The 22739-nt window shown below is 61.4% G+C and carries 22 protein-coding genes (1 of these 22 running past the window's edge); 6 read left to right on the plus strand and 16 right to left on the minus strand.

Annotated elements, in window-relative coordinates; all coding sequences use genetic code 11:
* The 6 genes in view from I6L44_RS16450 to I6L44_RS16475 are tightly spaced (at most 2 nt apart) and all read right to left on the minus strand, a layout consistent with a single transcriptional unit that may run on beyond the window.
* Nucleotides 1-288: the beginning of a hypothetical protein gene (locus tag I6L44_RS16450; RefSeq protein WP_216952450.1), read on the minus strand. The gene continues 891 nt to the left of window position 1, outside the view; only the first 288 of its 1179 coding nucleotides appear in the window; its start codon is at nt 286-288; its stop codon lies off the left edge, out of view.
* A 2-nt stretch (nt 289-290) separates the two neighbouring features.
* Nucleotides 291-953: an energy transducer TonB gene (locus tag I6L44_RS16455; RefSeq protein ID WP_005339371.1), complete on the minus strand. Its 663-nt coding sequence runs from the start codon at nt 951-953 to the stop codon at nt 291-293.
* A complete protein-coding gene (locus I6L44_RS16460) occupies nt 950-1351 on the minus strand; it encodes a biopolymer transporter ExbD (RefSeq protein ID WP_005339369.1) in 402 nt (133 codons plus the stop codon). Before I6L44_RS16460 ends, I6L44_RS16455 begins: the two co-directional genes overlap by 4 nt.
* The gene (locus tag I6L44_RS16465; RefSeq protein WP_216952452.1) at nt 1348-1878 is read right to left on the minus strand and encodes a MotA/TolQ/ExbB proton channel family protein; all 531 of its coding nucleotides are present in this window, start codon (nt 1876-1878) and stop codon (nt 1348-1350) included. The genes I6L44_RS16460 and I6L44_RS16465 overlap by 4 nt, the downstream gene beginning before the upstream one ends.
* A complete protein-coding gene (locus I6L44_RS16470; RefSeq protein ID WP_216952454.1) occupies nt 1875-3179 on the minus strand; it encodes a MotA/TolQ/ExbB proton channel family protein in 1305 nt (434 codons plus the stop codon). The genes I6L44_RS16465 and I6L44_RS16470 overlap by 4 nt, the downstream gene beginning before the upstream one ends.
* Nucleotides 3176-3937: a DUF3450 domain-containing protein gene (locus I6L44_RS16475; RefSeq protein ID WP_005339362.1), complete on the minus strand. Its 762-nt coding sequence runs from the start codon at nt 3935-3937 to the stop codon at nt 3176-3178. The genes I6L44_RS16470 and I6L44_RS16475 overlap by 4 nt, the downstream gene beginning before the upstream one ends.
* Nucleotides 3938-4147: 210 nt before the next feature.
* Here I6L44_RS16475 and I6L44_RS16480 point away from each other — a divergent pair, with 210 nt between their 5' ends.
* On the plus strand, nt 4148-4924 hold the full coding sequence (locus I6L44_RS16480; RefSeq protein WP_216952456.1) for a LuxR family transcriptional regulator: 777 nt from the start codon (nt 4148-4150) through the stop codon (nt 4922-4924).
* A 73-nt stretch (nt 4925-4997) separates the two neighbouring features.
* On the opposite strand, the gene glmS is transcribed toward I6L44_RS16480, so the two are convergent.
* Nucleotides 4998-6830, minus strand: a complete 1833-nt coding sequence (gene glmS / locus I6L44_RS16485; RefSeq protein WP_005355853.1) for a glutamine--fructose-6-phosphate transaminase (isomerizing) — start codon at nt 6828-6830, stop codon at nt 4998-5000.
* Nucleotides 6831-6886: 56 nt separating this feature from the next.
* Nucleotides 6887-7660: a DeoR/GlpR family DNA-binding transcription regulator gene (locus tag I6L44_RS16490; protein ID WP_005339356.1), complete on the minus strand. Its 774-nt coding sequence runs from the start codon at nt 7658-7660 to the stop codon at nt 6887-6889.
* Between the two features lie 122 nt (nt 7661-7782).
* On the opposite strand from I6L44_RS16490, the gene blrA reads away from it, so the two are divergent.
* The 5 genes from blrA (at nt 7783) to I6L44_RS16515 (ending at nt 13752) form a co-directional block, all read left to right on the plus strand.
* Nucleotides 7783-8457 (plus strand): beta-lactam response regulator transcription factor BlrA, encoded by a 675-nt coding sequence (gene blrA, locus I6L44_RS16495; protein ID WP_033138557.1) that lies wholly within the window; start codon nt 7783-7785, stop codon nt 8455-8457.
* A complete protein-coding gene (blrB, locus tag I6L44_RS16500) occupies nt 8454-9875 on the plus strand; it encodes a beta-lactam sensor histidine kinase BlrB (RefSeq protein ID WP_216952458.1) in 1422 nt (473 codons plus the stop codon). Before blrA ends, blrB begins: the two co-directional genes overlap by 4 nt.
* An 80-nt stretch (nt 9876-9955) precedes the next feature.
* Nucleotides 9956-10750, plus strand: a complete 795-nt coding sequence (blaOXA, locus tag I6L44_RS16505; RefSeq protein ID WP_216952460.1) for an OXA-12 family class D beta-lactamase — start codon at nt 9956-9958, stop codon at nt 10748-10750.
* 120 nt (nt 10751-10870) lie between these two features.
* On the plus strand, nt 10871-12220 hold the full coding sequence (creD, locus tag I6L44_RS16510) for a cell envelope integrity protein CreD (RefSeq protein WP_216952462.1): 1350 nt from the start codon (nt 10871-10873) through the stop codon (nt 12218-12220).
* A gap of 134 nt (nt 12221-12354) precedes the next feature.
* Nucleotides 12355-13752 carry a DUF4832 domain-containing protein gene (locus I6L44_RS16515; RefSeq protein WP_216952463.1) on the plus strand — a complete coding sequence of 466 codons (1398 nt, stop codon included), beginning with the start codon at nt 12355-12357 and terminating at the stop codon, nt 13750-13752.
* Nucleotides 13753-13784: 32 nt separating this feature from the next.
* Here I6L44_RS16515 and I6L44_RS16520 read toward each other — a convergent pair whose 3' ends face one another.
* From I6L44_RS16520 to I6L44_RS16555, 8 genes are read right to left on the minus strand one after another with little or no spacing between them, the layout of a single operon-like run.
* A complete protein-coding gene (locus I6L44_RS16520; protein ID WP_216952464.1) occupies nt 13785-14192 on the minus strand; it encodes a hypothetical protein in 408 nt (135 codons plus the stop codon).
* Nucleotides 14189-15316 carry a glycosyltransferase family 4 protein gene (locus I6L44_RS16525; protein WP_216952465.1) on the minus strand — a complete coding sequence of 376 codons (1128 nt, stop codon included), beginning with the start codon at nt 15314-15316 and terminating at the stop codon, nt 14189-14191. The genes I6L44_RS16520 and I6L44_RS16525 overlap by 4 nt, the downstream gene beginning before the upstream one ends.
* The gene (locus I6L44_RS16530) at nt 15303-15794 is read right to left on the minus strand and encodes a serine acetyltransferase (RefSeq protein WP_216952466.1); all 492 of its coding nucleotides are present in this window, start codon (nt 15792-15794) and stop codon (nt 15303-15305) included. Before I6L44_RS16530 ends, I6L44_RS16525 begins: the two co-directional genes overlap by 14 nt.
* The gene (locus I6L44_RS16535) at nt 15791-17005 is read right to left on the minus strand and encodes a glycosyltransferase family 4 protein (RefSeq protein ID WP_216952467.1); all 1215 of its coding nucleotides are present in this window, start codon (nt 17003-17005) and stop codon (nt 15791-15793) included. Before I6L44_RS16535 ends, I6L44_RS16530 begins: the two co-directional genes overlap by 4 nt.
* On the minus strand, nt 17002-18012 hold the full coding sequence (locus I6L44_RS16540) for a glycosyltransferase (RefSeq protein ID WP_216952468.1): 1011 nt from the start codon (nt 18010-18012) through the stop codon (nt 17002-17004). The genes I6L44_RS16535 and I6L44_RS16540 overlap by 4 nt, the downstream gene beginning before the upstream one ends.
* On the minus strand, nt 18009-19388 hold the full coding sequence (locus I6L44_RS16545) for a capsular biosynthesis protein (protein ID WP_254204231.1): 1380 nt from the start codon (nt 19386-19388) through the stop codon (nt 18009-18011). Before I6L44_RS16545 ends, I6L44_RS16540 begins: the two co-directional genes overlap by 4 nt.
* Nucleotides 19385-20599 carry a lipopolysaccharide biosynthesis protein gene (locus I6L44_RS16550; RefSeq protein WP_216952470.1) on the minus strand — a complete coding sequence of 405 codons (1215 nt, stop codon included), beginning with the start codon at nt 20597-20599 and terminating at the stop codon, nt 19385-19387. The genes I6L44_RS16545 and I6L44_RS16550 overlap by 4 nt, the downstream gene beginning before the upstream one ends.
* Nucleotides 20596-22737, minus strand: coding sequence for a polysaccharide biosynthesis tyrosine autokinase (locus tag I6L44_RS16555; RefSeq protein WP_216952472.1), 2142 nt, complete (start codon nt 22735-22737; stop codon nt 20596-20598). Before I6L44_RS16555 ends, I6L44_RS16550 begins: the two co-directional genes overlap by 4 nt.
* Between the last annotated feature and the right edge of the window lie 2 nt (nt 22738-22739).

Raw genomic sequence — 22739 nt, forward strand, 5'->3', positions numbered from 1 at the left:
TTGCTGCTCGGGCCACTCTTTATAGGCAAGAGCCTGTTCGACATAACGGCTCGCCTGGGCGGTCTGTTGCAGATTGGCCGCCAGCGAGGCTTGCAACTGCGCCAGCCAGGCACGCTCGGCATCGCTATTTGGCTTGAGGCCGGATGCCTTGCTCTGGGCTTGTTGCCACTGACCGGACTGATAGAGCTTCATCACGGGTTCAAGCTGACGGGAGAAGTGAGGGCTGACCTCCATCGCCAGACAGGCTTGGCCGACCAGGGCAAGCAGACAGATCCAGATCCGCAACATAGTTATGACTCCAGTTTGAATTTGAGCGTGATGACTTGCACCAGCTTGTCGGTGGCGCCCGGTCTCGGCTGATAGCGCCACTTGTTGATCGCCTGAATGGCCGCCCGCTCGAACTGACGTTTGGGTTTGGCCTCGACCACTTCCACATCCTGCACGCCACCTTCGGCATTCACGCTAAAGCGCAGGGTGACAAATCCTTCGATCCCTGACTGCTGGGCACGATAGGGGTAGACCGGCTCGATCCGTTGCAGCGGCATCAGCATGTCACCTGCTCCGATACCCGCTCCCTGCTGCTGGCCGTGATAGTTGCCACTCAATACCGGTGCGGTACTGGTCGCCACGCCGGGGGCATAGACCTGCACCGCGCTGAGGCTGGAGACCAGATCCAGACTCGGCTCAACGGCCGCCAAGGGGGCCGCGGCAGGCATCGGCAACGGTGTCGAGGCCAATGCCGCGGGAGGCTCTGGCAGAGGCTCGGGCTCCTGTGGCACCGGACGCTCGCGCACCTGCACCTCGGTCACCTCGTTCTGCATATTGATGACGATGGGCTTCTGTTCGCTCGCCACCTTCTCGCCCCGGGGCGGTTCAACCAGCGTGGCCATAAACAGCAGGATGCCCAGACTGAGGGCGATCCCCAGCCCCAGGCTCATCAGCTTGTATTTCATTTCGGCGCCACCGCCACGGCGATATTGGCGATACCCGCCGCCTTGGCCTCATCCATCACCCGCACCACCTTGCCGTGGGGCACCCGCTCGTCAGCCTGGATCACCAGGCTGGCATCGGGTTGCTCCGCCAGCAGACGGGCAATGGTGGCCTGCACCCGCTCCACATCGATCTGCTTGCGGTCGAGGAAGATCTGACCCTGAGCCCCGATCGCCAGCATGATGCTGGAGGATTTCTGCGCCTTGGCCTGACTGGCCTGGGGCCTGTGCACCTCGAGCCCGGCTTCACGCACGAAGGAGGTGGTGACAATAAAGAAGATCAGCATGATGAACACGATATCCAGCATGGGGGTCATGTCGATCTGCACTTCGTCACGCTGGCGTTTGGATTGCCGTCTCATTGCATTACCTTCTCTTCTCGCAGGCCGTCCCGGGTCTTGGCCAGCGCACGCTTGGCCTGACTCTCGAGCCGACTGAGTAACAACACGCCGGAGAGTGCCACCACCATGCCCGCCATGGTGGGGATGGTGGCGCGGGAGATCCCGCCCGCCATGCTCTCCGGGTTAAAGCGGTTGGCCGCAGCCAACGCATCGAATACACCGATCATGCCGGTCACAGTGCCCAGCAGCCCCAGCATGGGGCAGAGCACCACCAGGGTGCGGATGAAGATCAGATGACGGTTCAGTTCCAGCTCCGCCTGTGCCAGCCAGCGGCTGCGGATCGCTCGGGCGTGCCAACTGTGGCGCTCGCTGCGGGCCTGCCAGCGGCCGAGCAGCTGTTGCTGCAAGGAGCCAAAACCCAGATTGAGGTAGAGCAGCCGCTCGATCATCAAAATCCACATCAGCACCAGCAGGGCCAGAATGACCCAGAGCACAGGGCCGCCACGGCCCATGAAACTCTGCAGCTGTTGCCAGATGTCGAGCATCATGCTGCTCGCTCCATCCCGCCGTTATTGCTCTCGGCGCGCTCGGCCAGAATGCCGGCTACCTGCTGCTCCAGTACATTGGAAAGCTCGGTGAAGCGCGATTGCAGCAGGCTGTGGGCCAGGATCAGCGGAATGGCAGCAACCAGACCCTGTACCGTGGTAACCAGCGCCATGGAGATGCCGCCCGCCATGATCTTGGGATCGCCGGTGCCAAACTGGGTGATGGCCTGGAAGGTGCCGATCATCCCGGTCACGGTACCGAGCAGGCCCAACATGGGGGCGATGGCCGCGATCACCTTGACCATGCCGATGCCGCGCTCCATGCGAGGAGTCTCCTGCAGGATCGCCTCATCAAGACGCAGTTCGAGGGTCTCCATGCTCAGCTCGGGGTGTTTGTCTGCCACCGTCAGCACCCGGCCAAGGGCGTTGTCGGCGTGATACTCGCCGCTCTTGAGCTGGCGGCGCACCCGACCCAGTTCGCGGGAGAGGCTCCACAGCCGTACCGCAGCGATACTCAAACCGATGGCGGCCAACAGCACGATAATGGCGCCGACCTGACCACCTTGTTGTACCTGCTGCCAGAAGGTGGGTGCCTGTGCCAGCATCGCCAGCAGAGTGCCATGAGAAGGATCCAGCGGCAGCGCTTCCCCTTCCTGACCCTGATAAGCCGCAACGGCAGAGAGCACGCTACCGGGCAGACCCAGTACCGGGCTCAAGCCTTCGGCGGTCGGTTGCAGGAAGCCTTCGCTCCCCAGCAGGGCAAAACTGCCAACCCGGGTCAGCGACTGCTCGCTGGCAGCCCCCTGGGCATCGAGCACCTTGCCGTTGAACTGAGCAATCCGGCCAGATTCGCGGATCTCCTGCAGCAGCGTGGCGGGCAGCAGGGCGAGGGCGGCGCGATCCGGCACCTGTTTATCCTGTGCCATGGTTTTCAGCGGGGCGAGACGCTCCGGGTACTGGCCCTCGACGGCGGATTCGCTCAGCAGCTTGACCGCATCGCTGGCGCCCTGACGGGTGACCGCGAAGATCTCGTTCATGTCGCCGGAGGCTTGCTCCCACTGGGCGTTAAGCTCGACCAGCTGCTTCTCGTTGCTGGCGAACTTGCCGGCCAGCTCCTTGCTCAGGCGCTGGGCCTCGGCCAATTTGGCGCGGGCACTGTTCAGCTCTTTGGAAACAGATGCCAGATCTTGTTGAGCCTGCTGTTCACGAGCCTGTTCCTGCTGCTGCCACTCATCGGCGACAGCGGCGTTGGCACCGCAGGAGAGGGCAATAAGGAGGGGGAACCACTTCATGGTGACTCTCATGATTGGGCCTCCTGACTGCGGCTGACAGAGAGGGGGACATTGAGCAACTGGGGAACTTTCTTGTCGGCGGCCACATCCATCGCCTCGGCGATGGGGGAGAGCCACTGGCTATCGAGGGCTTGCCACTGCTTAGACTCGGCAGACCAGCGCCATGCCTGACTGCGATCGGCCGTCATTGCCAGCAGGGAGACCCGACCCAGCGCCAGCACATCGACCCGACGCGGAGCACCATCCAGCTCCAGCTCGGCGGAATAGCTGTCCATCCGGCTGCCGTACTCGGCTTCAATCTGATAGGCCTGCAGCAACTGACGGAATTTCTCCGCCTCGCTAACGTCTGCGCGGGCCAAGGTCGCTTTCAACTGTTCAACCCGCGCCAAACGATCTTCCTTGCGCAGCGGGATGTCATTTTGCACCAGCTGTTCCAGATCTGCCTGCATCTGCAACATCAGCGGGATCAAGCCCTGACGGGTCTCTTGCACCGCTTCCAGCTGCTGGCTCAATTTACCCAGCTCATTTTGCTGATCGGCCACCAGAGATTGCATGTAGCGGTTGTAGGCTTCGAGGTCACGCAGTTGCAGCTGGGCATTTTGCAGCTCCAGTCGGGCGGCAACGGCGGCATCGGCGGCTTTTTCCACCCGCTGCTGGGAGGCTTTCCCGGCAGCTATGCTGTTCTTGAGGGCGGGAGCAACCAGCTCATCCCCGATGGCAGCAAAGTGGACTGACAGTGGCAGCAGGGCCACACCCCATAATTTGTTCATTGAAATACATCTTACTAATGATAACTATTATCATTATCTCAAATGTGGGGCGGACTGGCAACGAGAGGATTTTCTTGGCCTTTATGCACAAAAACAGGATAATTTTTAGACACGCACGGAATAAGTGGCGCCAATAGCCACCGCACAAATATAAATAACGAGAAAAAATCTTTTCGATCAGTGTGATAGAGATCGAAAAAGGAGAAAGTCATGCTCAACGATGCGATCTGGGAACATATCGACAAGTTCACCAAGGCAACAAAAACCAGCGATATCCAGCAACAACTGGAACGCTTCAGTCATCAAATGGGCTTTGATTACTTCCGGCTGTTGATTATTTTCCCCATCAGCATGCAGAAATCCCACGTGGCACTATTCAACAACTGTCCAACCAGCTGGTTTGACGCCTACAGCGAAAACCAGTATCTGACCCAGGATCCGGTGGTCTATCTGGGGCTGAAACAGACCCAGCCTATCTTCTGGAACAAACTCGACTGCGACTCGCCCTGGCTGCCCAGCGCCAGCCGCGATGTGATGAATCTGGCTGCCGATTTCGGGGTGCGCAACGGCGTATCCTTCCCGCTCCACACCCCGCAGGGGGAGCACGGTATCCTCTCATTCATCACCAAGGAGAAGTCCAACTCTGATCTGATGTTTGAAAACGTTCCCTTGCTGTCATTCTGCGCCAGCTACATCTTCAACTCCGCGCTGCAACTGATAAAAAGCCGGCCTGACCTGATGAAGTACCTGACCGAACTGTCGGATCGGGAGAAGGAGTGCCTGTTCTGGGCCAGCGAGGGCAAAACCTCCTGGGAGATCGCCACCATCCTTGGCATCAGCGAGCGGACGGTCAACTTTCACCTGACCCAGGTGACCAACAAGACCGACTCGAAGAACCGCAGCCAGGCCATCGCCAAGGGGATCACCAGCGGCATCATAGTGCCCTCCCTCGACGAGGTCACCATCACCAACCTGCGGCTGTCGTAACCCTCAGCAGCAACAAAAAGAGCCGCAATTGCGGCTCTTTTTCATTTCAGAAAGTGACTGATCAGAGAGTGACTTACTCGACGGTCACCGATTTTGCCAGGTTGCGCGGCTGGTCGACGTCAGTGCCCTTGATCAGGGCGACGTGGTAGGAGAGCAGCTGCAGCGGCACGGTATAGACGATGGGGGCGATCACCTCTTCCACATGGTTGAGGTTCATGACCCGCATGGTCTCGTCGCTCTTGAAGCCGGTGTCGGCATCGGCGAACACGTAGAGGATACCGCCACGGGCACGCACCTCTTCCACGTTGGACTTGAGCTTCTCCAGCAGATCGTTGTTCGGCGCCACCACTATGATGGGCATCTCGGCATCGATCAGCGCCAGCGGGCCATGCTTCAGCTCGCCAGCGGCGTAGGCTTCGGCGTGGATGTAGGAGATCTCTTTGAGCTTGAGCGCCCCTTCCATGGCGATGGGGTACTGGCTGCCACGGCCGAGGAACAGGCTGTGCTGCTTGTCGGCAAACTCTTCGGCCAGGGTTTCGATATCCTTGGCCAGCGCCAGACTCTCTTTAATACGCAGCGGCAGGGCTTGCAGCGCCTTGACCAGTTCAGCCTCGGCGGCGGCGCTCAGGTGGCCACGGCAGTGACCGACGGAGGCCACCAGCATCAGCAGGCCAGCCAGCTGGGTGGTGAACGCCTTGGTGGAGGCCACTCCAATTTCTGCCCCCGCGCGGGTCATAAAGGCCAGATCCGATTCACGCACCAGCGAGGAGCCCGGCACGTTGCAGATAGCCAGCGAGCTCATGTAGCCGGATTCCTTGGCCAGACGCAGCGCCGCCAGGGTATCGGCGGTCTCGCCGCTCTGGGAGAGGGTCACCAGCAGGCTGTTGGGGCGCACTACCGATTTGCGATAGCGGAACTCGGAGGCGATCTCCACATCGCAGGAGACGCCAGCGATCTCTTCGAACCAGTAGCGAGCCACCATGCCGGAGTGGTAGGAGGTGCCGCAGGCGACGATCTGCACGTGCTCCACCTTGTCAAAGATGGCGCGCGCACCGTTGCCGAACGATTCGACCACCACGTGATCGCTGCCCAGACGCCCTTCCAGGGTGTTGGTGATCGCTTTGGGTTGCTCGTGGATCTCTTTGAGCATGTAGTGACGGTATTCGCCCTTGTCACCGGCATCGTGGGAGAGTTCGGACTCCTGCTCTTCACGCACCACGGCGTTACCGTTGGTATCGAAGATATGCACATCGCGGCGGGTCACTTCGGCCACATCACCCTCTTCCAGGAAGATGAAGCGACGGGTCACCGGCAGCAGCGCCATCTGGTCGGAGGCGATAAAGTTCTCGCCGATACCGCGACCGATCACCAGCGGTGAACCGGAGCGGGCCACCACCACGCGGCTGTCGTCGCGACTGTCCATCACCACGGTACCGTAGGCACCGCGCAGCTGCTTCACCGCAGTCTGCATGGCGGCCAGCAGGCTGCCGGCGCTCTTCAGCTCATGATGGACCAAATGGGCAATCACCTCGGTATCGGTGTCGGAGCTGAACACATAGCCCAGCGCCTTCAACTCTTCCCGCAGCTCTTCGTGGTTCTCGATGATGCCGTTGTGTACCACCACGATATGCTCGGAGACGTGGGGGTGGGCATTGCGCTCGGAGGGCTCGCCGTGAGTGGCCCAGCGGGTATGGGCGATGCCGGTACCGCCGTGGACGGACTGCTCGTCAAGCGCCTTGGCCAGCTCGGCCACCTTGCCCAGACGGCGAACCCGCTGCAACGGCTGGTTGGCGCTGAACACGGCCACACCGGCCGAGTCGTAACCGCGGTACTCCAGACGGCGCAGGCCCTCTACCAGAATTTCAGCCACATCACGTTGGGCAACAGCCCCGACGATGCCACACATACACTTCTCCTTGAGATGCAAATCGTAAAGTCAGTTGGATGGTTCAGAGCTCGATGTCAGCAAGTGACCGGGGCGCAGATAAGCGTCACCCCCTGGGCTTGAATCTGTTCTCTGGCCTCGCTGGCCAGCCCCTCGTCGGTCACCAGGGTATGGATGCTCGACCAGGGAAGTTCGAGATTGGGGATCTTGCGGCCGATCTTTTCCGATTCGACCATCACAATGACCTCCCGCGACACCTCGGCCATGACCCGCGACAGGCCCACCAGCTCGTTGAAGGTGGTGGTGCCACGCTCCGGGTCGATGCCGTCGGCACCGATAAAGAGCTGGTCGAAGTCGTAGGAGCGCAGCACCTGTTCCGCCACCTGCCCCTGGAAGGATTCGGAGTGAGGGTCCCAAGTGCCACCGGTCATTAACAGGGTAGGCTCATTTTCCAGCTCGCGCAGGGCACCGGCCACATTGAGGGAGTTGGTCATCACGATGAGGCCTCGCTTGTTGCCCAGCATGGGGATCATGGCGCTGGTGGTACTGCCGCTGTCGATGATGACGCGGTTGTGATCACGCAGCCGCTCGGCCGCCGCACGGGCAATGGCTAACTTTCGGTTCGAAACTTGTTCAGGATTGGCCTCGACCACCATCTCGCTCGGCAAAGGGACAGCACCACCGTAACGGCGCAGCAGCAGACCGCCGGTCTCCAGTACCGCCAGATCTTTACGGATGGTCACTTCGGAGGTAGAAAAGTGTTTGGCGAGGGCGTCGACGCTCACTTCACCCTGCTCTTGTACCAGGGTCACTATGGTGTGTCGGCGTTGTTGAGTATTACGTTTGGTCATTTTTAAGTTTCGATTCGAAAGAACATCGAAATATTAGCTCCTTTTTCGGAAAAATAAAACAGCAAATAGGATCCGATTTGGTTCGATGCCAGAATGGGGTGCCAATTTGCGACGAGGATGCCATGCAAAAGAGAGTCATCTGGCTGGTGGAGGATGAGGCCAGCATCGCCGACACCCTGATTTATGCCCTGCAGACCGACGGGTTCGAGGTGGAGTGGTTCATGCTGGGCCAGCAGTTGCTGACACGACTGGAACAGACGCGACCCGACTTCCTGATCCTCGATGTGGGGCTGCCCGACATCAGCGGCTTCGAACTCTGCAAGCAGGTGAGGGCGCTGACCGATATTCCCCTGATGTTCCTCACCGCCCGCAGCGAGGAGATAGACCGACTGATCGGGCTGGAGATAGGTGCCGACGACTATGTGGCCAAACCCTTCTCGCCACGGGAAGTGTGTGCCCGGGTGCGGGTCATCCTGCGCCGCAGCCAACCCGTCGCTCCCCAACCCAGCGCCCTGCTGGTACTGGATGAGGAGCGTGCCCGCATTCACTTTCGCGGTCAGCCGCTGGCCCTCACCCGTTACGAATATCTGCTGCTCAAGACCCTGATGCAGGCGCCGGGGCGGGTCTACTCCCGCCAGCAGCTGATGGATCTGGTGTGGCAGGATGCGGAGGAGAGTCTGGATCGCACCGTCGATACCCACATCAAGACCATCCGCGCCAAGCTGCGCGAACATGATCCCGAGGCCAACCTGATCCTCACCCACCGCGGGCTGGGCTACAGCCTGGAGCTGGCATGAGACTCGGGTTGCAACTGCTGTGCGGCCTGCTGCTGATCTTCGCGCTGGCCGCCTGGTTCGTGCTGGAGATCTTCGTCGAGGAGATAAAACCCGGGGTGCGCAGCGCCACCGAGGATACTCTGGTGGACATGACCCAGCTGCTGGCGCCGCTCGCCCTCGATGATCTGAAAGAGGGCAATATGATGAACGGGCGGTTGGCCAGCGCCTTCGCCCGCCTCAACCAGAATCCCATCAATGCGATGATCGATGGCCACCTCAAGCAGCAGGCGGAGTACCGCATCTATGTCACTGACCAGAAGGGTATGGTGATTTACGACTCCGACGGCACGGATCTGGGCAAGGACTATTCCCGCTGGAACGATGTCTACCGCACTCTACGCGGCAAGTATGGCGCCCGCAGCACCCGCACCGATCCCGACGATGCCGCCAGCTCGACCATGTATGTGGCGGCGCCGCTGCGGGAGGGGGCCGAGATCATCGGCTCCCTCACCGTCGCCAAACCCAATCGCACCCTGATGCCAGCCATCGAGCGGGGGGAACAGGAGCTGCTACGGGCTGGCGGCCAGATGCTGCTCATCTCGCTGCTGATCGGCAGCCTGCTGGTGTGGTGGCTCAACCGCGCCATCGGCAAGCTGGTGCACTACGCCGACTCGGTCAGCAAGGGGGAGGCGGCACCGCTGCCGCAGTTGCACACCGTCGAGCTGGATCGGCTCGGCCGCTCGCTGGAGACCATGCGCCACCAGCTCGATGGCAAAAGCTACATAGAAGCCTATGTGCACAGCCTGACCCACGAGCTGAAGAGCCCTCTGGCCGCCATTCGCGGGGCAGGGGAGATTTTGGCCGAAACGCCGCCCCCCGAAGTTGCCAAACGCTTTATCGGCAACATCAATCTGGAAACCGCCCGCATGCAGCAGCTGATCGAGCGAATGCTGCAACTGGCGCGGCTGGAATCGGGGCAGGGGCTGGATCGCCAATCGGTGGAACCGGCAAAACTGGGCAAGCGCACCCTCGACGCCCGCCAGATCATCGCCCAGCGCCGTCAGGTGGTGCTGGTAGCCGAGCTGGCCAGCGCGCCGAAACAGAAGTGGGATCCGCTGCTGGTGGAGCAGGCCATCGGCAACCTGCTGGATAACGCCATCGACTTCTCTCCCGCCAACGGGCAGGTCACCCTGAGCGGCAGCCAGCAGGAGGAGGGCTACTGTTTTCGGGTCACCGACAGCGGCCCCGGCATTCCCGACTACGCATTGCCGCGCATCTTCGAGCGCTTCTACTCTCTGCCACGCCCGGACAAGGGCAAGAGCAGTGGTCTGGGGCTCAGCTTCGCCCATGAAGTAGCCCACCAGCATGGCGGTCGTCTGACCCTGAGCAACCGGCCAGAGGGAGGCGCGCTGGCGGAACTCTGGCTGCCGTTCGCCTAGTCCCCCCGCAACTTCACATTCCCCACACAAAGCGGCATTAGACTGCCGCTTTCTCTCATCCATTTGCTCAAGGAAATGCTATGTCCCGCCTGCTTATCTCCAGCCTGCTGGCTGCCGGTCTGCTCGCAGCCCTGCCTGCCTCCGCCGCCAGCGGCTGCTTTCTCTATGCTGACGGCAACGGCCAGTCCCTCTCCAGCGAAGGGGACTGCTCCAGCCAGCTGCCGCCCGCGTCCACCTTCAAGATCCCGCTGGCGCTGATGGGTTACGACAGTGGCTATCTGGTGGATGAAGAGCATCCGGCACTGCCTTACAAACCGAGCTATGACGGCTGGCTGCCCGCCTGGCGCGAAACCACTACCCCACGCCGCTGGGAAACCTACTCGGTGGTCTGGTTTTCCCAGCAGCTCACCGAATGGCTGGGGATGGAGCGCTTCCAGCAATATGTCGACCGCTTCGACTACGGCAATCGGGATCTCTCCGGTAATCCGGGCAAACATGACGGCCTGACCCAGGCCTGGCTCAGCTCCAGCCTCGCCATCAGTCCGGAGGAGCAGGCCCGCTTCCTCGGCAAGATGCTCAGCGGCAAGCTGCCGGTCTCGGCGCAGACCCTGCAGTACACCGCCAATATCCTCAAGGTGAGCGAGATCGACGGCTGGCAGATCCACGGCAAGACCGGCATGGGCTACCCGAAGAAGCTGGATGGCAGCCTCAACCGCGATCAGCAGATCGGCTGGTTCGTCGGCTGGGCCAGCAAACCGGGCAAACAGCTGATCTTTGTCCATACCGTGGTGCAAAAGCCCGGCAAGCAGTTCGCCTCGCTCAAGGCGAAAGAAGAGGTGCTGGCCGCATTGCCCGGGAAGCTGAAGACCCTGTAATTCCTCCAGAAACCGGCGCAATGCCGGTTTTTTTATCCCCCTTCACCACCACTTCACACAGACCCATCACCACTTCACACCGGACTGACAGACTCACTCCATCCAACAAGGAGACGTGTCATGGTCAAACAGATATTCACCCACAAGATCTTTCTGCTTCTGTTGCTCAGCCTGCTGCTGATGGTACCGGTGCAATCCATCATGGAGCTGAACCGGGAGCGGCAGATTTACCGCAATCAGGCGATCCAGAGCATCATGGCCAGCAGCAGTGGCCCGCAACGGCTGATGGGGCCGGTTATCGTGCAGCCCTATACCCGTTCGGTGACGGTCGAGCAGGATGGCAAGCGCTTCGTCCGTCAGGAGCAGACCTATCGCTACCTGCTGCCGGAACAGCTGGACGTGCAGGCCATCATGGAGGTGACTCCGCGCAAGCTCGGCATCTATCAGGCGCAGGTCTATCAGACCCGGCTCTCCCTCTCCGGCCGTTTGCCGACAGCAGCTCAACTACAAGAGAGCGCGCCGCTCGCCGGGGATGATGAGCTGGTGGCAGGCAAACCCTACCTGAGTCTGGTACTCTCCGATGCCCGCGGTATCAACAGCGTCCCCGAACTGCAACTCGGCACACAGCGGATCCCGTTTGCCCCCGGCGCCCGCCTCGGTGATGCGCTCGCGGGTATCCATGCCCCGATCGACAGCCTGCCGCAGCAGGATGGCACCTTCCATCTGGAGCTCAATCTACAGGGGATGAACGCCCTCGACATAGTCCCGCTGGGCAAGGAGAGCACCCTGCAGCTGGCGGGCAACTGGCCCCACCCCAACTTTATCGGCGACTTTCTGCCGGGCAGTCGCACCCTGAGCCCACAAGGGTTTGAGGCCAACTGGCAAACCAGCTGGTTCGCCAGCGACATGGAGACCCGCTTCAACCGGATGATGAACGGGGGCGATAGCAATCTCTCCACCTTCAGCGTCAGTCTGGTGCAGCCGGTGGATCACTATCAGCTCAACGAACGGGCGGCCAAATATGCCCTGCTCTTCATCGGCCTCACCTTTATCAGCTTCTTTATGTTCGAGCTGCTCAAGGGGCTGAGGGTTCACCCGATCCAGTACGCGCTGGTAGGCATGGGGCTGGCTATCTTCTATCTGGTGCTGCTGGCCCTGACCGAGCACCTCGGTTTTGGCTGGGCCTATCTGGTGGCCGCGCTGGCCAGCGTGCTGCTCAACGGCTTCTACCTCAGTCATGTGCTGAGTGGCCCGAAGCAGGGGATCGGCTTCGCAGCGCTGCTCGGGCTGGTCTATGCCATCCTCTACAGCCTGCTGCAAGCCGAAGAGATCGCCCTGCTGCTCGGCGCCCTGCTGCTGTTCGCCACCCTGGCGCTGATCATGATGCTGACCCGCAAGCTCGACTGGTATCAGGTGATGGGGCAACAGAGTGTCGAGTCCCGCCCAGCCGGACATGACAATGACGACTGAGGGCACAACCTCCGTCAATCTCTGACCTAGACAACAAAGGCTTCAGTCGGTTCTTCTCGAAAAAAGCGGAACCGGCTGGGCCTTTGTCCGCCAATTTCCTAGCATGCAACCATGTTCCACAGGCGGACGATCACATGAAAATGCATCCGGGCAGGATCCTGCTCTATTCCGGCTTGCTATGGGCTCAGGGAGCTCTGGCCGGTACCCTCACCATTCATCCCGAACCGGTCGAAGACCTCTTGCACAATCCCGGCGTCGGTATCGAAGAGTTTCACAACAGCTGGGGTCATCCCCTCTCTCTGGCCGAACATCCGGTCAGCACGGTCGACTACTTCCGTTTCTACTGGAGCGAGCTGGAGCCACGGGAGGGCGAATACAACTTTGCCCTGATCGACAGGGCCATCGATCAGGCACAGCACGCCACCCCGAAACAGTCGATTGCCCTCAGGGTCATGACCCTTGATGAGCCCTTCTCTGGCAGCAAGATCCCGGAGTGGCTCATCAACAAGGGGATTCGGGGAGAGTGGGCGAACAACCACCAGACCTTTGTGCCCGACTACAGCGACCCGCAGTTCCTCGCCCGGGCCACCCGGCTGTTCCAGGCGCTGGGAGACCATTACGATGGCAATCCGGCGCTGAGTCATGTCGACATCGGCATGATAGGTTCATGGGGGGAGTGGCACATGAGCAACTTCCCCGGCCCGACGCTGGAACAGCGCTACAGCAGTGAGCAGCTCAAACCCTATGTTGACCTGCAGATGGCCGCTTTTCCGCGAACCCCCAAGCTGATGCTGATCAACAACCCGCCCATGTTCGAGTATGCCGTGGGCAAGGGAGCCGGCTGGCGGGCAGACTGCCTCGGCGACTGGCACCACTTCTCCCAAAGCTGGAGCCACATGCGCAATGCCTACCCGGAACGACTGGCGAGCGCCCGCACCGATGTGGCGAACTTCGACTCCAGCTGGCAGCGGGCGCCGGTCAGTTTCGAGGTGTGCGGCAAGCTGAGCGAGTGGCCAGGCCAGCAGCAGTACACCATGGAGGAGGTCAAGGCCACCTTTGACTGGGCGCTGGCCCAACACGCCTCCACCATCAATCTCAAGTCGGATCCGGTTCCGTCCCAATATCGACCCATCGTCGACAATGCCCTGCGCAAGATGGGCTATCGCATCGTGCTGGACCAGCTGACCCTCAAGGGAACCATGAAGCCGGGGGCTACCCTTGCCCTCAACGGTGACTGGCACAACGACGGAGTAGCGCCGGCCTATCGCAACTGGCCTCTCACCTACCGGCTGGTCAACGAGGAAGGGCAGGTTGGCGCCATGCTGGTGACCCGCAACGACATGACCCGCTGGATCCCGGGCCGCAAGGCTACCACTCGTGACAGCCTGACCCTGCCGGGCCGGATGGCACGCGGTCACTACTATCTCGAGCTGGCCTTCATCGGTCAGGACAAGCAGCCCGCTTTGCAGCTCGGCATTGCCGGTCTGGAAGAGAGTGGCTGGTATCGTCTGGCCGAGATCGACATCCAGTAACGCAAGAGGGCTCCCGCAGGAGCCCTCTTTCATCACATCAGCACGCTCTTTTTAAACAGATCCCACACCCCGAACGAGAAGTGCTTGAAGATGTCGATGCCAAGGGCTGACTTCACCAGATAGAGCAGCAGCACCATGCCGCAGAGCCCCAGCAGCAACAGCAGGGTGGTCAGCAGCACCTTGAGGTGAAAGCGAAAGCCGCTTTCCCGCCCGCGGTGACGGCGATCCCGTCCCATCAGCACCACCAGATAGCAGCGCCAGCGACCGATGCCGAAAGCGCTGTTGACGTTGATGGCGTGCGACTTGCCATCACTCATCAGCCGCAGCGCCTGCTCGATACCGTCGCGCTGGGTTTCGCTCAGGCTCTCGGCCACCTCGGGGGAGAGGGCACGGTAGAAGCGGTCTATCGCCCCCTGCGACTTCTGCTGTAGCGGGTTCATTGCTTCTCTCCTTGCGGCTGGCCCACGGCCTTGCGGTAGACCTCCATGGTCTGGCCGGCGATCCGCTGCCAATCATACCGCTGCAGATAGTCGCTGTAATCGACCTTGCCGCGGGTCAGCTGGGCGTTGAGTCGCTCTGCCAGCGCACTCACATCGCCGACCGGGAAATAGCACTCCTGTTGCAGCGCCACCGCCAGATTGGCGGGAATGTCACTCACCACCACCGGCAGGGAGAAGGAGAGCGCCTCCAGCAGGGCGATCGGCAACCCCTCGTGATAAGAGGGCATGGCAAACAGGGCCGCCTGTGAAAAGACGCTGATCAGCGCCTCGCCATTGAGGAAACCGGTACGGATTACCCCCGGCGTTTCATCCGCTATTCGCTGCAAGCGCTCGCTGTAGGGGGTCGGATGATCCGTATCCCCCACCAGCACCAGCGGCAGCTCGGTATCGAGCTGGCGATAGGCGGCGATGAGATCGTGCAGCCCCTTCTCCTCGACGAAGCGGCCCACCGCCACCAGATAGCTGCCAGCGGTCAGTCCGAAACGGGCCAGCGTCAGCTCCCTCTTGTCCGCTGCCGGTAGCTCGACCCGTTTCACCCCGTTGTAGATGAGGTGGGCATCCTGGCGATCGTACTGGCGGCGGATCGCCTCGTTGATCACTTCGGAGATGACGATCACCTCGCTGGCATAACGTACCGCCCAGCGCTCGCCAAGGCGTAATACCCACTTGGCCAGCGTCCCCCACTTCTGGCGGTCATAGTCGGGGCCGTGATGGGTAAAGACCACCCGTTTGCCAAGCAACCTCAGCAGCGGCACCACCAGACCCGGTCCGATGGCATGGACATGCACCAGATCGCAGGCATGGCTGCGGCAGTAAAAAGCCGCGAGCAGAGAGTGGAGGATTGCCTCCAGCGACTTCTTTTTGGGGGCGGGCAATGCCTTGAGAGCCACCCCTTCAAACTCGCCGCTTCGGTAATTCACATAGGGGGCGCGAGCCAGCACGGTCGCGGCCACTTCGAACTGGCGGTGCAGCTCCGGATAGAGGGACTGACAATGGGTTTCGACACCGCCCAGTACATGGGGGATCCCCCGGGTACCGAGTACGGTCACACTAATCTGCTTCATGATCTTCTCGAATGATTCTGGCGGGATTGCCCGCAACAACGGCGCGAACCGGGATGGAACGAGTAACGACGGCGCCGGCACCGACACAGGCATGATCACCAATGGCGATGGCCCCGATGACGATGGCGCCGGTGCCGAACTCGACCCCGTCCCCCACGGTGGGCGAGAGGAGCTGGCCGCTTTGGCGATCAGGCTTGTTGCCCAGGGTGCAGTTGTGGCGCAGGGTGCAGTCACGCCCCATCTGCACACCGTCACCGATGACGATATTCTGCGGGTGATAGAGGCGCAGACCCCAACCCAGCCGGGCTCTTGGCGAGATATCGAGGCCACACAGCAGCTTGAATCCCTTGAGCAGCAACAAGCCGGGCAGCCTCATAAAGCGGTCTCCCTGTGCCAGCCGGTAGCAGAGCAGGAACAGGCGCGCCGTCTTGCTCGGATTGAGCGCCAGTTCGGCTTTTAACTCGTGCCAGAAACTCATCTCTGCTCCTCAAGCAACGACTGGTAGAGCGCCAGCAGGGCTTGCTGGTGGCTGGCGAGGGAGTAGCGGTCGATCAGCCGCTGACGGGCCGAACGCCCCATGGCAGCCGTCTGCTCCGGCTCGGCCACCAGCCTGTCCATGCTGCGGGCCAGCTCGTCGGCATTGCCCGCCTCGAACAGCAGGCCATCGAGACCGTCGCGGATCTGCTCAGGAATCCCGCCAATTCGAGCCCCGATCACCGGTTTGCCGTAGGCCATCGCCTCCAGCACCGACATGGAGCAGTTCTCGTACCACTCGGACGGCACCACCACGGCCTTGGCGTGACGCAGCAGATCGAGCAACTCTTCCCCCTGCTTGAACCCCAGCAGTTCGGCATTGGGATAATGCTGCCCGAGGTGCGCCAGCAGCGGGCCACCGCCCACAATTTTGAGGCCCGCCGGCCGCGTCATGCGCTGATGGGCACGGGCAAGCGTCTCGACCCCTTTCTCGGCCATCAGGCGGCCGAGGAACAGAAAGTACCCCCGATCCTCTCCGCTTTCACGGCTCGACTCGACATCGATACCATTGAGGATCACCTCGATGCGGGAAGCGGGCAGCCGGGTGCGAAGCATCCCGGCCATGAAGGCGCTCGGCGCCACCAATGCATCGACCTGCTCATAGTTGCGGCGCCACTGTTGCCAGGCCGCCTCAGCAGAGAGCAGCAGGCTCTTGCCCCACGAACCCTCCTGCCACTGATGGCGAAACAGCTTGAGCCAAGAACCCTCGATCCGGGTCAGCTCGAACGGCTCGCCATCGACCAGCATGCTGTAGTTGGGACAGGCCACCTTGTAGTCGTGGGCTGTCAGCACCGTCTTGCAGCCCAGGGATTTGGCCACCCGGATGATCGCCGGGGTGAGCTGGTGGTAGATGTTATGAAAGTGAACGATATCGGGCCGCTCTGCACGGATAAGCTCCGCCAGCCGATCACAGGCCCCCTGATTGTGGATGAAGCGAGCGGCGATCTTCAGCCGATCGAAGAGCCCGTGCCGCTGGTGATAATCGACGTTGGCCGGAAAGTAGCCACTCTGGGGCGAGGGGAGGTTATCCGGATGCTGCATGGCAAAGTCGATCACCTGATGACCAGCCTGACGCACCATCTCCCGCTCCTGAAAGAGGACTGTCTCGGCCCCCCCCTTCATGAAAAAGAACTTGTTGGCAAAGAGCACCTTCACGGCAATGACTCCTGGATCAGACGATGGGCGGGCGCCTCGCGCGGGGAGCGCTGGGGCAACAGCAGGCCGCGCACCAGCCCGGCTGCATAGATGGAGAGGTTCATGACACTGCGCAGGGCATCTTGCAGGGAGCGGTTCTTCAACCACTTGAGAGCGATGAAGCCACCCAGCGGTGCCAACGTCAGCAACGGCAACCAGAACGGCAGCCCGGCTACGAAAAGCAGTACGCAGAACAGGAGTGTCAGCAGGTAGAGCCCGAACAGCAGCTCGGAGCGGATCACCGACAGCACCTCGCGAAAATAGGGCTGTCCCCACGCCGAGCGCACCAGCTCCCCGCTGGCAAACAGATACCCCATGCGCCAGCGGTAACGGATCAGGGCAAAGGAGTCCATGGTGTGGGAGGTGTGAAAGAAGAAGGGGACATCGAGCCGCTCCAGCCGATAGCCAGCCTGACGCAGCCGGATGCCCAGCTCCGCCTCTTCGTAACCGTGCAGGTTGCGATTGGTGAGATAGCCGATCTGCTCGATGGCGCGGCGTCGAAACAGGCCGCCACCACACAGCCAGCGCGACTCGCCCAGCGGGTAGATCTGGTTGATGCGCTGCTTGCGCGACTTGAACTCATAGCTGTGGGCATCATCCATCTCGGCCCGCCCGGCCACGCCACCGCATTCGGGGTGGGAGTGCATGTGCGCAATAGCGGCCGGCACAAACTCCGGCTCCAGCTTCATGTCGCCATCAAGCAGCAGCAGGAACTCCCCTTCGCTGAAGAGGTAGCCAAGCTGTGGCCCCACACCACAACAGCGATCGGCCGGGTTGGTCAGGCTCACCACAGTCACTCCCAGCTGGCAGGCGAGCGACTGGGTACGGTCGGTCGAGAGACTGTCCGCCACGATAATCTGGTGGGAGTAGTCGGCCAGAGCGCTCCTGATGCTGGCTATGGTGTCGGCAATCCCAGCCTCCTCGTTGTAGGTCTTGATGATGACGGAGATAAGGGGGGATGGAGTCATGACACCTCACAAGAGCTGGTGGCCTGCCGAACCGAAGAACGGATCACCAGGGCGGCACCCAGCACGAAATAGAAGAGGAACTGCTGCACCGGGATCAGCATCAGCAGCTGGCTGTAAGGCAAGCTCAGCAGGCAGGCGATCCCGAACGCGATGAAAGCGGGTTGGTAGCTGAGCAGACGCACATCTGCCGCGCTCAGCAGCTGGCGATCCAGCAACGGGCGGGGACGGCAGCACCAGAGCAGCAGAACGATCAGCGCGATGAAGATCAGGGTGCCCATCAGCCCGACCTCCCACAGCAACACGCTGAGGGAGGTGGAGTCGAGCAGCACGTTGAACAGGGGGTTGAGAAAACCGGGCAGGGTGCTGCCATGGTTGGTGGTGTTGAGGCCATAACCAAACAGCAGATTGCTGAGACCGTGGTGATCACCGTTGCTGGCCCAAAAAATGAGAGTCGTCACCCGCCCCAGCTCGCCGGTTTCCGGGTTGATGTGGTTGGGATCGAAGATATAGCCGAGGGAGTCGATAAACAGCTCAATGGCCCCCTGTTGCCCGGCCCCCTCGAACGCGGATGAGTAGGAGGCAGCCAGCACCAGAACGGCCACGGCCACCAGTGCAGTCATCGCCAGCGCAATCAGCAACAGACGCTTGAGGTCATAGCTCTTCATCCCCCTGACATAGCTTGGCGAGAGCCAGACCCAGGCCAGCAGCAAGGGGGACAACAGGATGACGAACTTCACCTCGGCCAGCACGCAAATGGCAAAGGCGGCAAGAATGTGAAAAGCGACCGAACGACGCGAAATGAGGCCGTGGCGAAACTCGGAGAGCTTGATCAGCATCACCAGCAGGCAGAAGAAGCCGAGTGCACCGGTATTGCCGCCCCCCATGGGATCCCCCCCGAAAGTACCGACCACCGAGTCCCACTTCTCAAACTCGCCGCGCATTGCCACCCGCTTCGGCACCACCACCAGCACCTGAAACAGCACCACCGGGATCTGCAGGTAGAAGACCCACTCCACCAGCTTCATGATGCGGTAAATCTGTGACTCGCGGCAAAAGCCGAGCAACAGGCAGGGAAGCAGCAGAGAGAGCGCCAGCTCGTTCTTGAAACCGATGATAGTCACCATGCCCCCCTGCTGAAGCAGGGTGCCCAGCAGCGCCAGCACCAGCAAGCCACAGTAGAGCAGCAGCAGCACCTTCTCCTGATAGTCGAGCCGCAACGGGCTGTAACGCGTCTGCAGCGGCAGCAACATCAAGGTGGCAATGGCCAGCAGGAAGGGCAGCCAGAGGAAGGCCGTAATACCGGTGACGTACTGGGCCAGGCCGCAGATCACCAGCGACAGCAGCAGATTGGCCTGCATGATGAGGGCACTGTTCACGAGGGCAGCTCCATCCGCCCCTGCAACTCGGCAGCCCGGCGGTTGACCCGCAAAAAGACGAAGCCGTAGCGCACCGCAGTCAGCAGAGAGAAAGCCAGCACGCAGAGCTCGTACTCCTGCTGCAGCCAGGGCAGCAGCACGAAGGCAATCACTACGACCAGCAGTTGCTCAAGCTGGATCCGCAAAAAGTAGCGGGGCGAGCCGAACACCAGCTCGATTACGGTCAGCGGGCAGATGGCCACCGCAGTAAAGACATAGGGCAACATGTAGCGGGAGGTATCGATGGAGGCGATCCACTCCGCATTGAAGAACCACTTCATCACCAGCGGATAGCAGATGAGGATCCCGAGGGTGGCCGCACTGCCCATCGCCAGCAGCAGCCGCTTCACCTTGCGAAACTCCTCCCCGTTGAAACGGCGCAGGCGAAAATCCTCCGACCATCGCGAGAAGATGGAGTGGCGGATGGCGTTGCCGACAATCACCACGGGCGCCAGACAGAAGCGGTTGACCACGGCAAAGTAGCCAGCCACCAGAGGGGAAAACCAGAAGTTGATCAGCACGGTCGGCAGATTGGCCGTCACCATCGCCAGCACCTCGGCACTGCCGACACCAGCCAGATGCGCTTTATGGCGGGAGAAGAAGTGCAGCAGGTGGCGCGGGGCAGCCTCTCTCAGCATGGAACTGTGCCAGGCAAAGGCAGACCACAACCAGCACCCGATCACCAGCAGCAACAGACAGGCCCATAACTGATAGAAGTGCGTCATGTCTGGGGCCAGCAGCAGGCAGAGCAGCACCACGGCAGAGGCCGAGATACGCTGCAGACCGAGCCGCTGGTAGTGGCCGGCCCGCAGAGCCAGATTCTCGGCGATGAGGATCAGCCCGTGGGTCACGGTCAGCAGGTAGAGCGGCCAGAGCGGCAGCGAGAAAAAGCAGACCACCACCAGCACATAGGGGATGGGGAGTAGCAAGACCTGCAACAGGGAAAAGATCAGGTTGCCGGGCAGCTCGGCCTCCTCCAGCTTGGGCAACAGCAGTTGCGAGGCAAAGGTGGCAAGCTGGGCACCGATCAGCACCAGACTGTAGCTGAGGGCATAGAGCCCGACCGCAGCCATGTCGAACTTGTGCGACAGTGACCAGACCGAGAGCGCCCCGATCAGCTGGGATAGCACAGAAGCACCCCCTATGGTGGTGATGCTGCGCAGCAGTTTCATAGTGCGCCCCGGGTGGGAGCACCACAGAATCTCAGGTTCTCCGCCCCTTCCAGATCCCGTTCGGCGACCTGGGTCAGCACAGTCCCCAGAACCGCCACTCTGGCATCCCGCAGCTGTGCCAGCACGCTCAGCACCCGACTGGCCGGCAGCTGGCCGGACTGGATCACATGAATGGCACCATCCAGCGGCTGCCCCAGCAGCAGGGCATCCTTGCCGACTTCCAGCGCAGGGGTGTCCACTATGATGCGGTCAAACTGCCCGGCCAGAGTTGCCAGCAGTTCGCTCCAGCGTGGCGAGCCAAGCAGTGCCAGCGGGGAGGAGACCGGCTGGCCAGCCGGCAGCAGGGTCAATCCCTCTTTTGGCACCAGACAGGCAGCCAAATCGGCTTCGCCTGCGAGCAGCTCGGCCAACCCCGGTCTGGCTGCCTGCCCCAGCAACTGGCGACCAAGGGAGCCCCGGCGCAGATCCCCATCCACCAGCAGCACTCGCTCATGGCGGGCAAAGCTGGCGGCACAGAGAGCCGCCAGCGTCGACTTGCCCTCACCAGCACGGGTCGAGGTGATCATGATGCGCTGCAGCTGACCCGGCTCCAGCCGCATGATGGCGTAGAGGTCATCGGCACTGGCACCTACTCTGGGATTGACCGCCCCCACCCGCAGCAGAGCACTCTGATCCTGCAGGGCTGCCAGCCGCGGGATTTCACCAAGCACCCGACCACCGAGCTGGGAGACCAGCTGGCTCAGACGATCCAGGGTATTGCGCAGCGCTCCGACAGTGATGACTACCAGCACGGCAACCATGCCCGCCATGATCACCACCATCAGCAGAAACAGCATCTTGTTTGGTTTGGCAGGCAGCAAGGGCACCGATGCCGCGTCGTAGAGGATGGCATTCGACTCGTGCAGCTGAGCGTTCAGGCGGGTCTCTTCCTGACGGCGAAACAGCTCGTTATAGAGCTGACGGGTCTTGTCGATATTGTTCTTCAGGTTGTTGTACTCATCCTTCTTGACCGCCAGCGAGGAGAACTCCCGCTTCTTCTCGTCAAGCTGGGCGAGGTACTCCTGCTCCTTGCGCTGGCTGCTCTGATAGCGATCCTCGATACCGTCGGCAATCTCCCGCATCAGCTGGTTTGATTGGGTATTGAGCGCCTTGATGCGCGCCTCGGCCTGCAGAATACGGTCATGCTTGGGGCCATAACGCTTGGCCAGCTCGGAGAGCTCCTGCTGGGCCTTGATGAGGGCGATGCGCAGATCCTGCATCTGGGGGTGGTTGGAGACCTCGGGCAGGGAAGCCAGCGCCGCCGGATTGCGGCCGTACTCCTGAATGGACTGGAATTCGGCCTGCGCCGCCAGCCGCCGCTCGCGGGCATCCGCGTACTTGTTGGTGATGATACCGAGCTCTTCGGTTTGCAGACCATCTACGCCGCGAAACGTCAGCAGATCATTGCGGGCAAGAAAATCGCCGAGCTGCTTCTCCTGCTTCTCCAGACTGGCCTTTATCTCCACCAGCCGGCTCTGGTTCCAGTGCGATGCCGTGGTGTTGGCATCGACCCGCTCCTCCACATTGAGATCGATGTAAGTCTGGGCCACCTCATTGGCGACGCTGGCGGCCAGCTCGGGAGAGCGGGATTCGAACCCTATGCTGACCAGCTGGGTATCGCGCACCGGCGAGACGGTCAGGTGTCTGGCCAGATACTCCAGCGCATGCTGGTGGCGTGAGGAGGCATCCTCCTGATGTCCGGCACTCCAGAATCCCTTGATGCGGCTAAACCAGCTGTCGGGATTGGGCTGCCCGTTGAATTCCGGCAACTCGGCCAAGCCCAGATGAGTGACCACCTTCTCGGCCACCCGGCGTGACTTGAGCAGCTCGAACTGGGTGTTGTAGTACTCGCGGCGGCTGGTATCGACCCGATAGACGGGCTCGATAGGTGAAGCGCTGTTGGCATCAGCCTTCAGCAGCAGGGTCGCACTGGACTGGTAGTAGGGTGGCATGCTGAGGATAAAGGGGGCTGCCACAAGGGTCACCACGGCGGCAAACAGCACCACCTTCCACCAGTTTGCCTTGAGCACCCGCCAGGGGCCGCTGAAATCGAGGCGACTCTCTAGCGCACGGCCATTTTCAACCAACAATGAAGTCATGA

The organism is Aeromonas sp. FDAARGOS 1414, assembly GCF_019047065.1.
In the GTDB taxonomy this organism is placed as follows: Bacteria; Pseudomonadota; Gammaproteobacteria; order Enterobacterales; family Aeromonadaceae; genus Aeromonas; species Aeromonas veronii_A.

Coding starts and splice junctions, on each gene's coding strand:
- blaOXA (WP_216952460.1), top strand. CDS start 9,956: ATGTCCCGCCTGCTTATCTCCAGCCTGCTGGCTGCCGGTCTGCTCGCA.
- I6L44_RS16515 (WP_216952463.1), top strand. CDS start 12,355: ATGAAAATGCATCCGGGCAGGATCCTGCTCTATTCCGGCTTGCTATGG.
- I6L44_RS16525 (WP_216952465.1), bottom strand. CDS start 15,316: ATGAAGCAGATTAGTGTGACCGTACTCGGTACCCGGGGGATCCCCCAT.
- I6L44_RS16530 (WP_216952466.1), bottom strand. CDS start 15,794: ATGAGTTTCTGGCACGAGTTAAAAGCCGAACTGGCGCTCAATCCGAGC.
- blrA (WP_033138557.1), top strand. CDS start 7,783: ATGCAAAAGAGAGTCATCTGGCTGGTGGAGGATGAGGCCAGCATCGCC.
- I6L44_RS16540 (WP_216952468.1), bottom strand. CDS start 18,012: ATGACTCCATCCCCCCTTATCTCCGTCATCATCAAGACCTACAACGAG.
- I6L44_RS16455 (WP_005339371.1), bottom strand. CDS start 953: ATGAAATACAAGCTGATGAGCCTGGGGCTGGGGATCGCCCTCAGTCTG.
- glmS (WP_005355853.1), bottom strand. CDS start 6,830: ATGTGTGGCATCGTCGGGGCTGTTGCCCAACGTGATGTGGCTGAAATT.
- I6L44_RS16470 (WP_216952454.1), bottom strand. CDS start 3,179: ATGAGAGTCACCATGAAGTGGTTCCCCCTCCTTATTGCCCTCTCCTGC.
- blrB (WP_216952458.1), top strand. CDS start 8,454: ATGAGACTCGGGTTGCAACTGCTGTGCGGCCTGCTGCTGATCTTCGCG.
- I6L44_RS16475 (WP_005339362.1), bottom strand. CDS start 3,937: ATGAACAAATTATGGGGTGTGGCCCTGCTGCCACTGTCAGTCCACTTT.
- I6L44_RS16465 (WP_216952452.1), bottom strand. CDS start 1,878: ATGATGCTCGACATCTGGCAACAGCTGCAGAGTTTCATGGGCCGTGGC.
- I6L44_RS16520 (WP_216952464.1), bottom strand. CDS start 14,192: ATGAACCCGCTACAGCAGAAGTCGCAGGGGGCGATAGACCGCTTCTAC.
- I6L44_RS16460 (WP_005339369.1), bottom strand. CDS start 1,351: ATGAGACGGCAATCCAAACGCCAGCGTGACGAAGTGCAGATCGACATG.
- I6L44_RS16490 (WP_005339356.1), bottom strand. CDS start 7,660: ATGACCAAACGTAATACTCAACAACGCCGACACACCATAGTGACCCTG.
- creD (WP_216952462.1), top strand. CDS start 10,871: ATGGTCAAACAGATATTCACCCACAAGATCTTTCTGCTTCTGTTGCTC.
- I6L44_RS16555 (WP_216952472.1), bottom strand. CDS start 22,737: ATGACTTCATTGTTGGTTGAAAATGGCCGTGCGCTAGAGAGTCGCCTC.
- I6L44_RS16550 (WP_216952470.1), bottom strand. CDS start 20,599: ATGAAACTGCTGCGCAGCATCACCACCATAGGGGGTGCTTCTGTGCTA.
- I6L44_RS16480 (WP_216952456.1), top strand. CDS start 4,148: ATGCTCAACGATGCGATCTGGGAACATATCGACAAGTTCACCAAGGCA.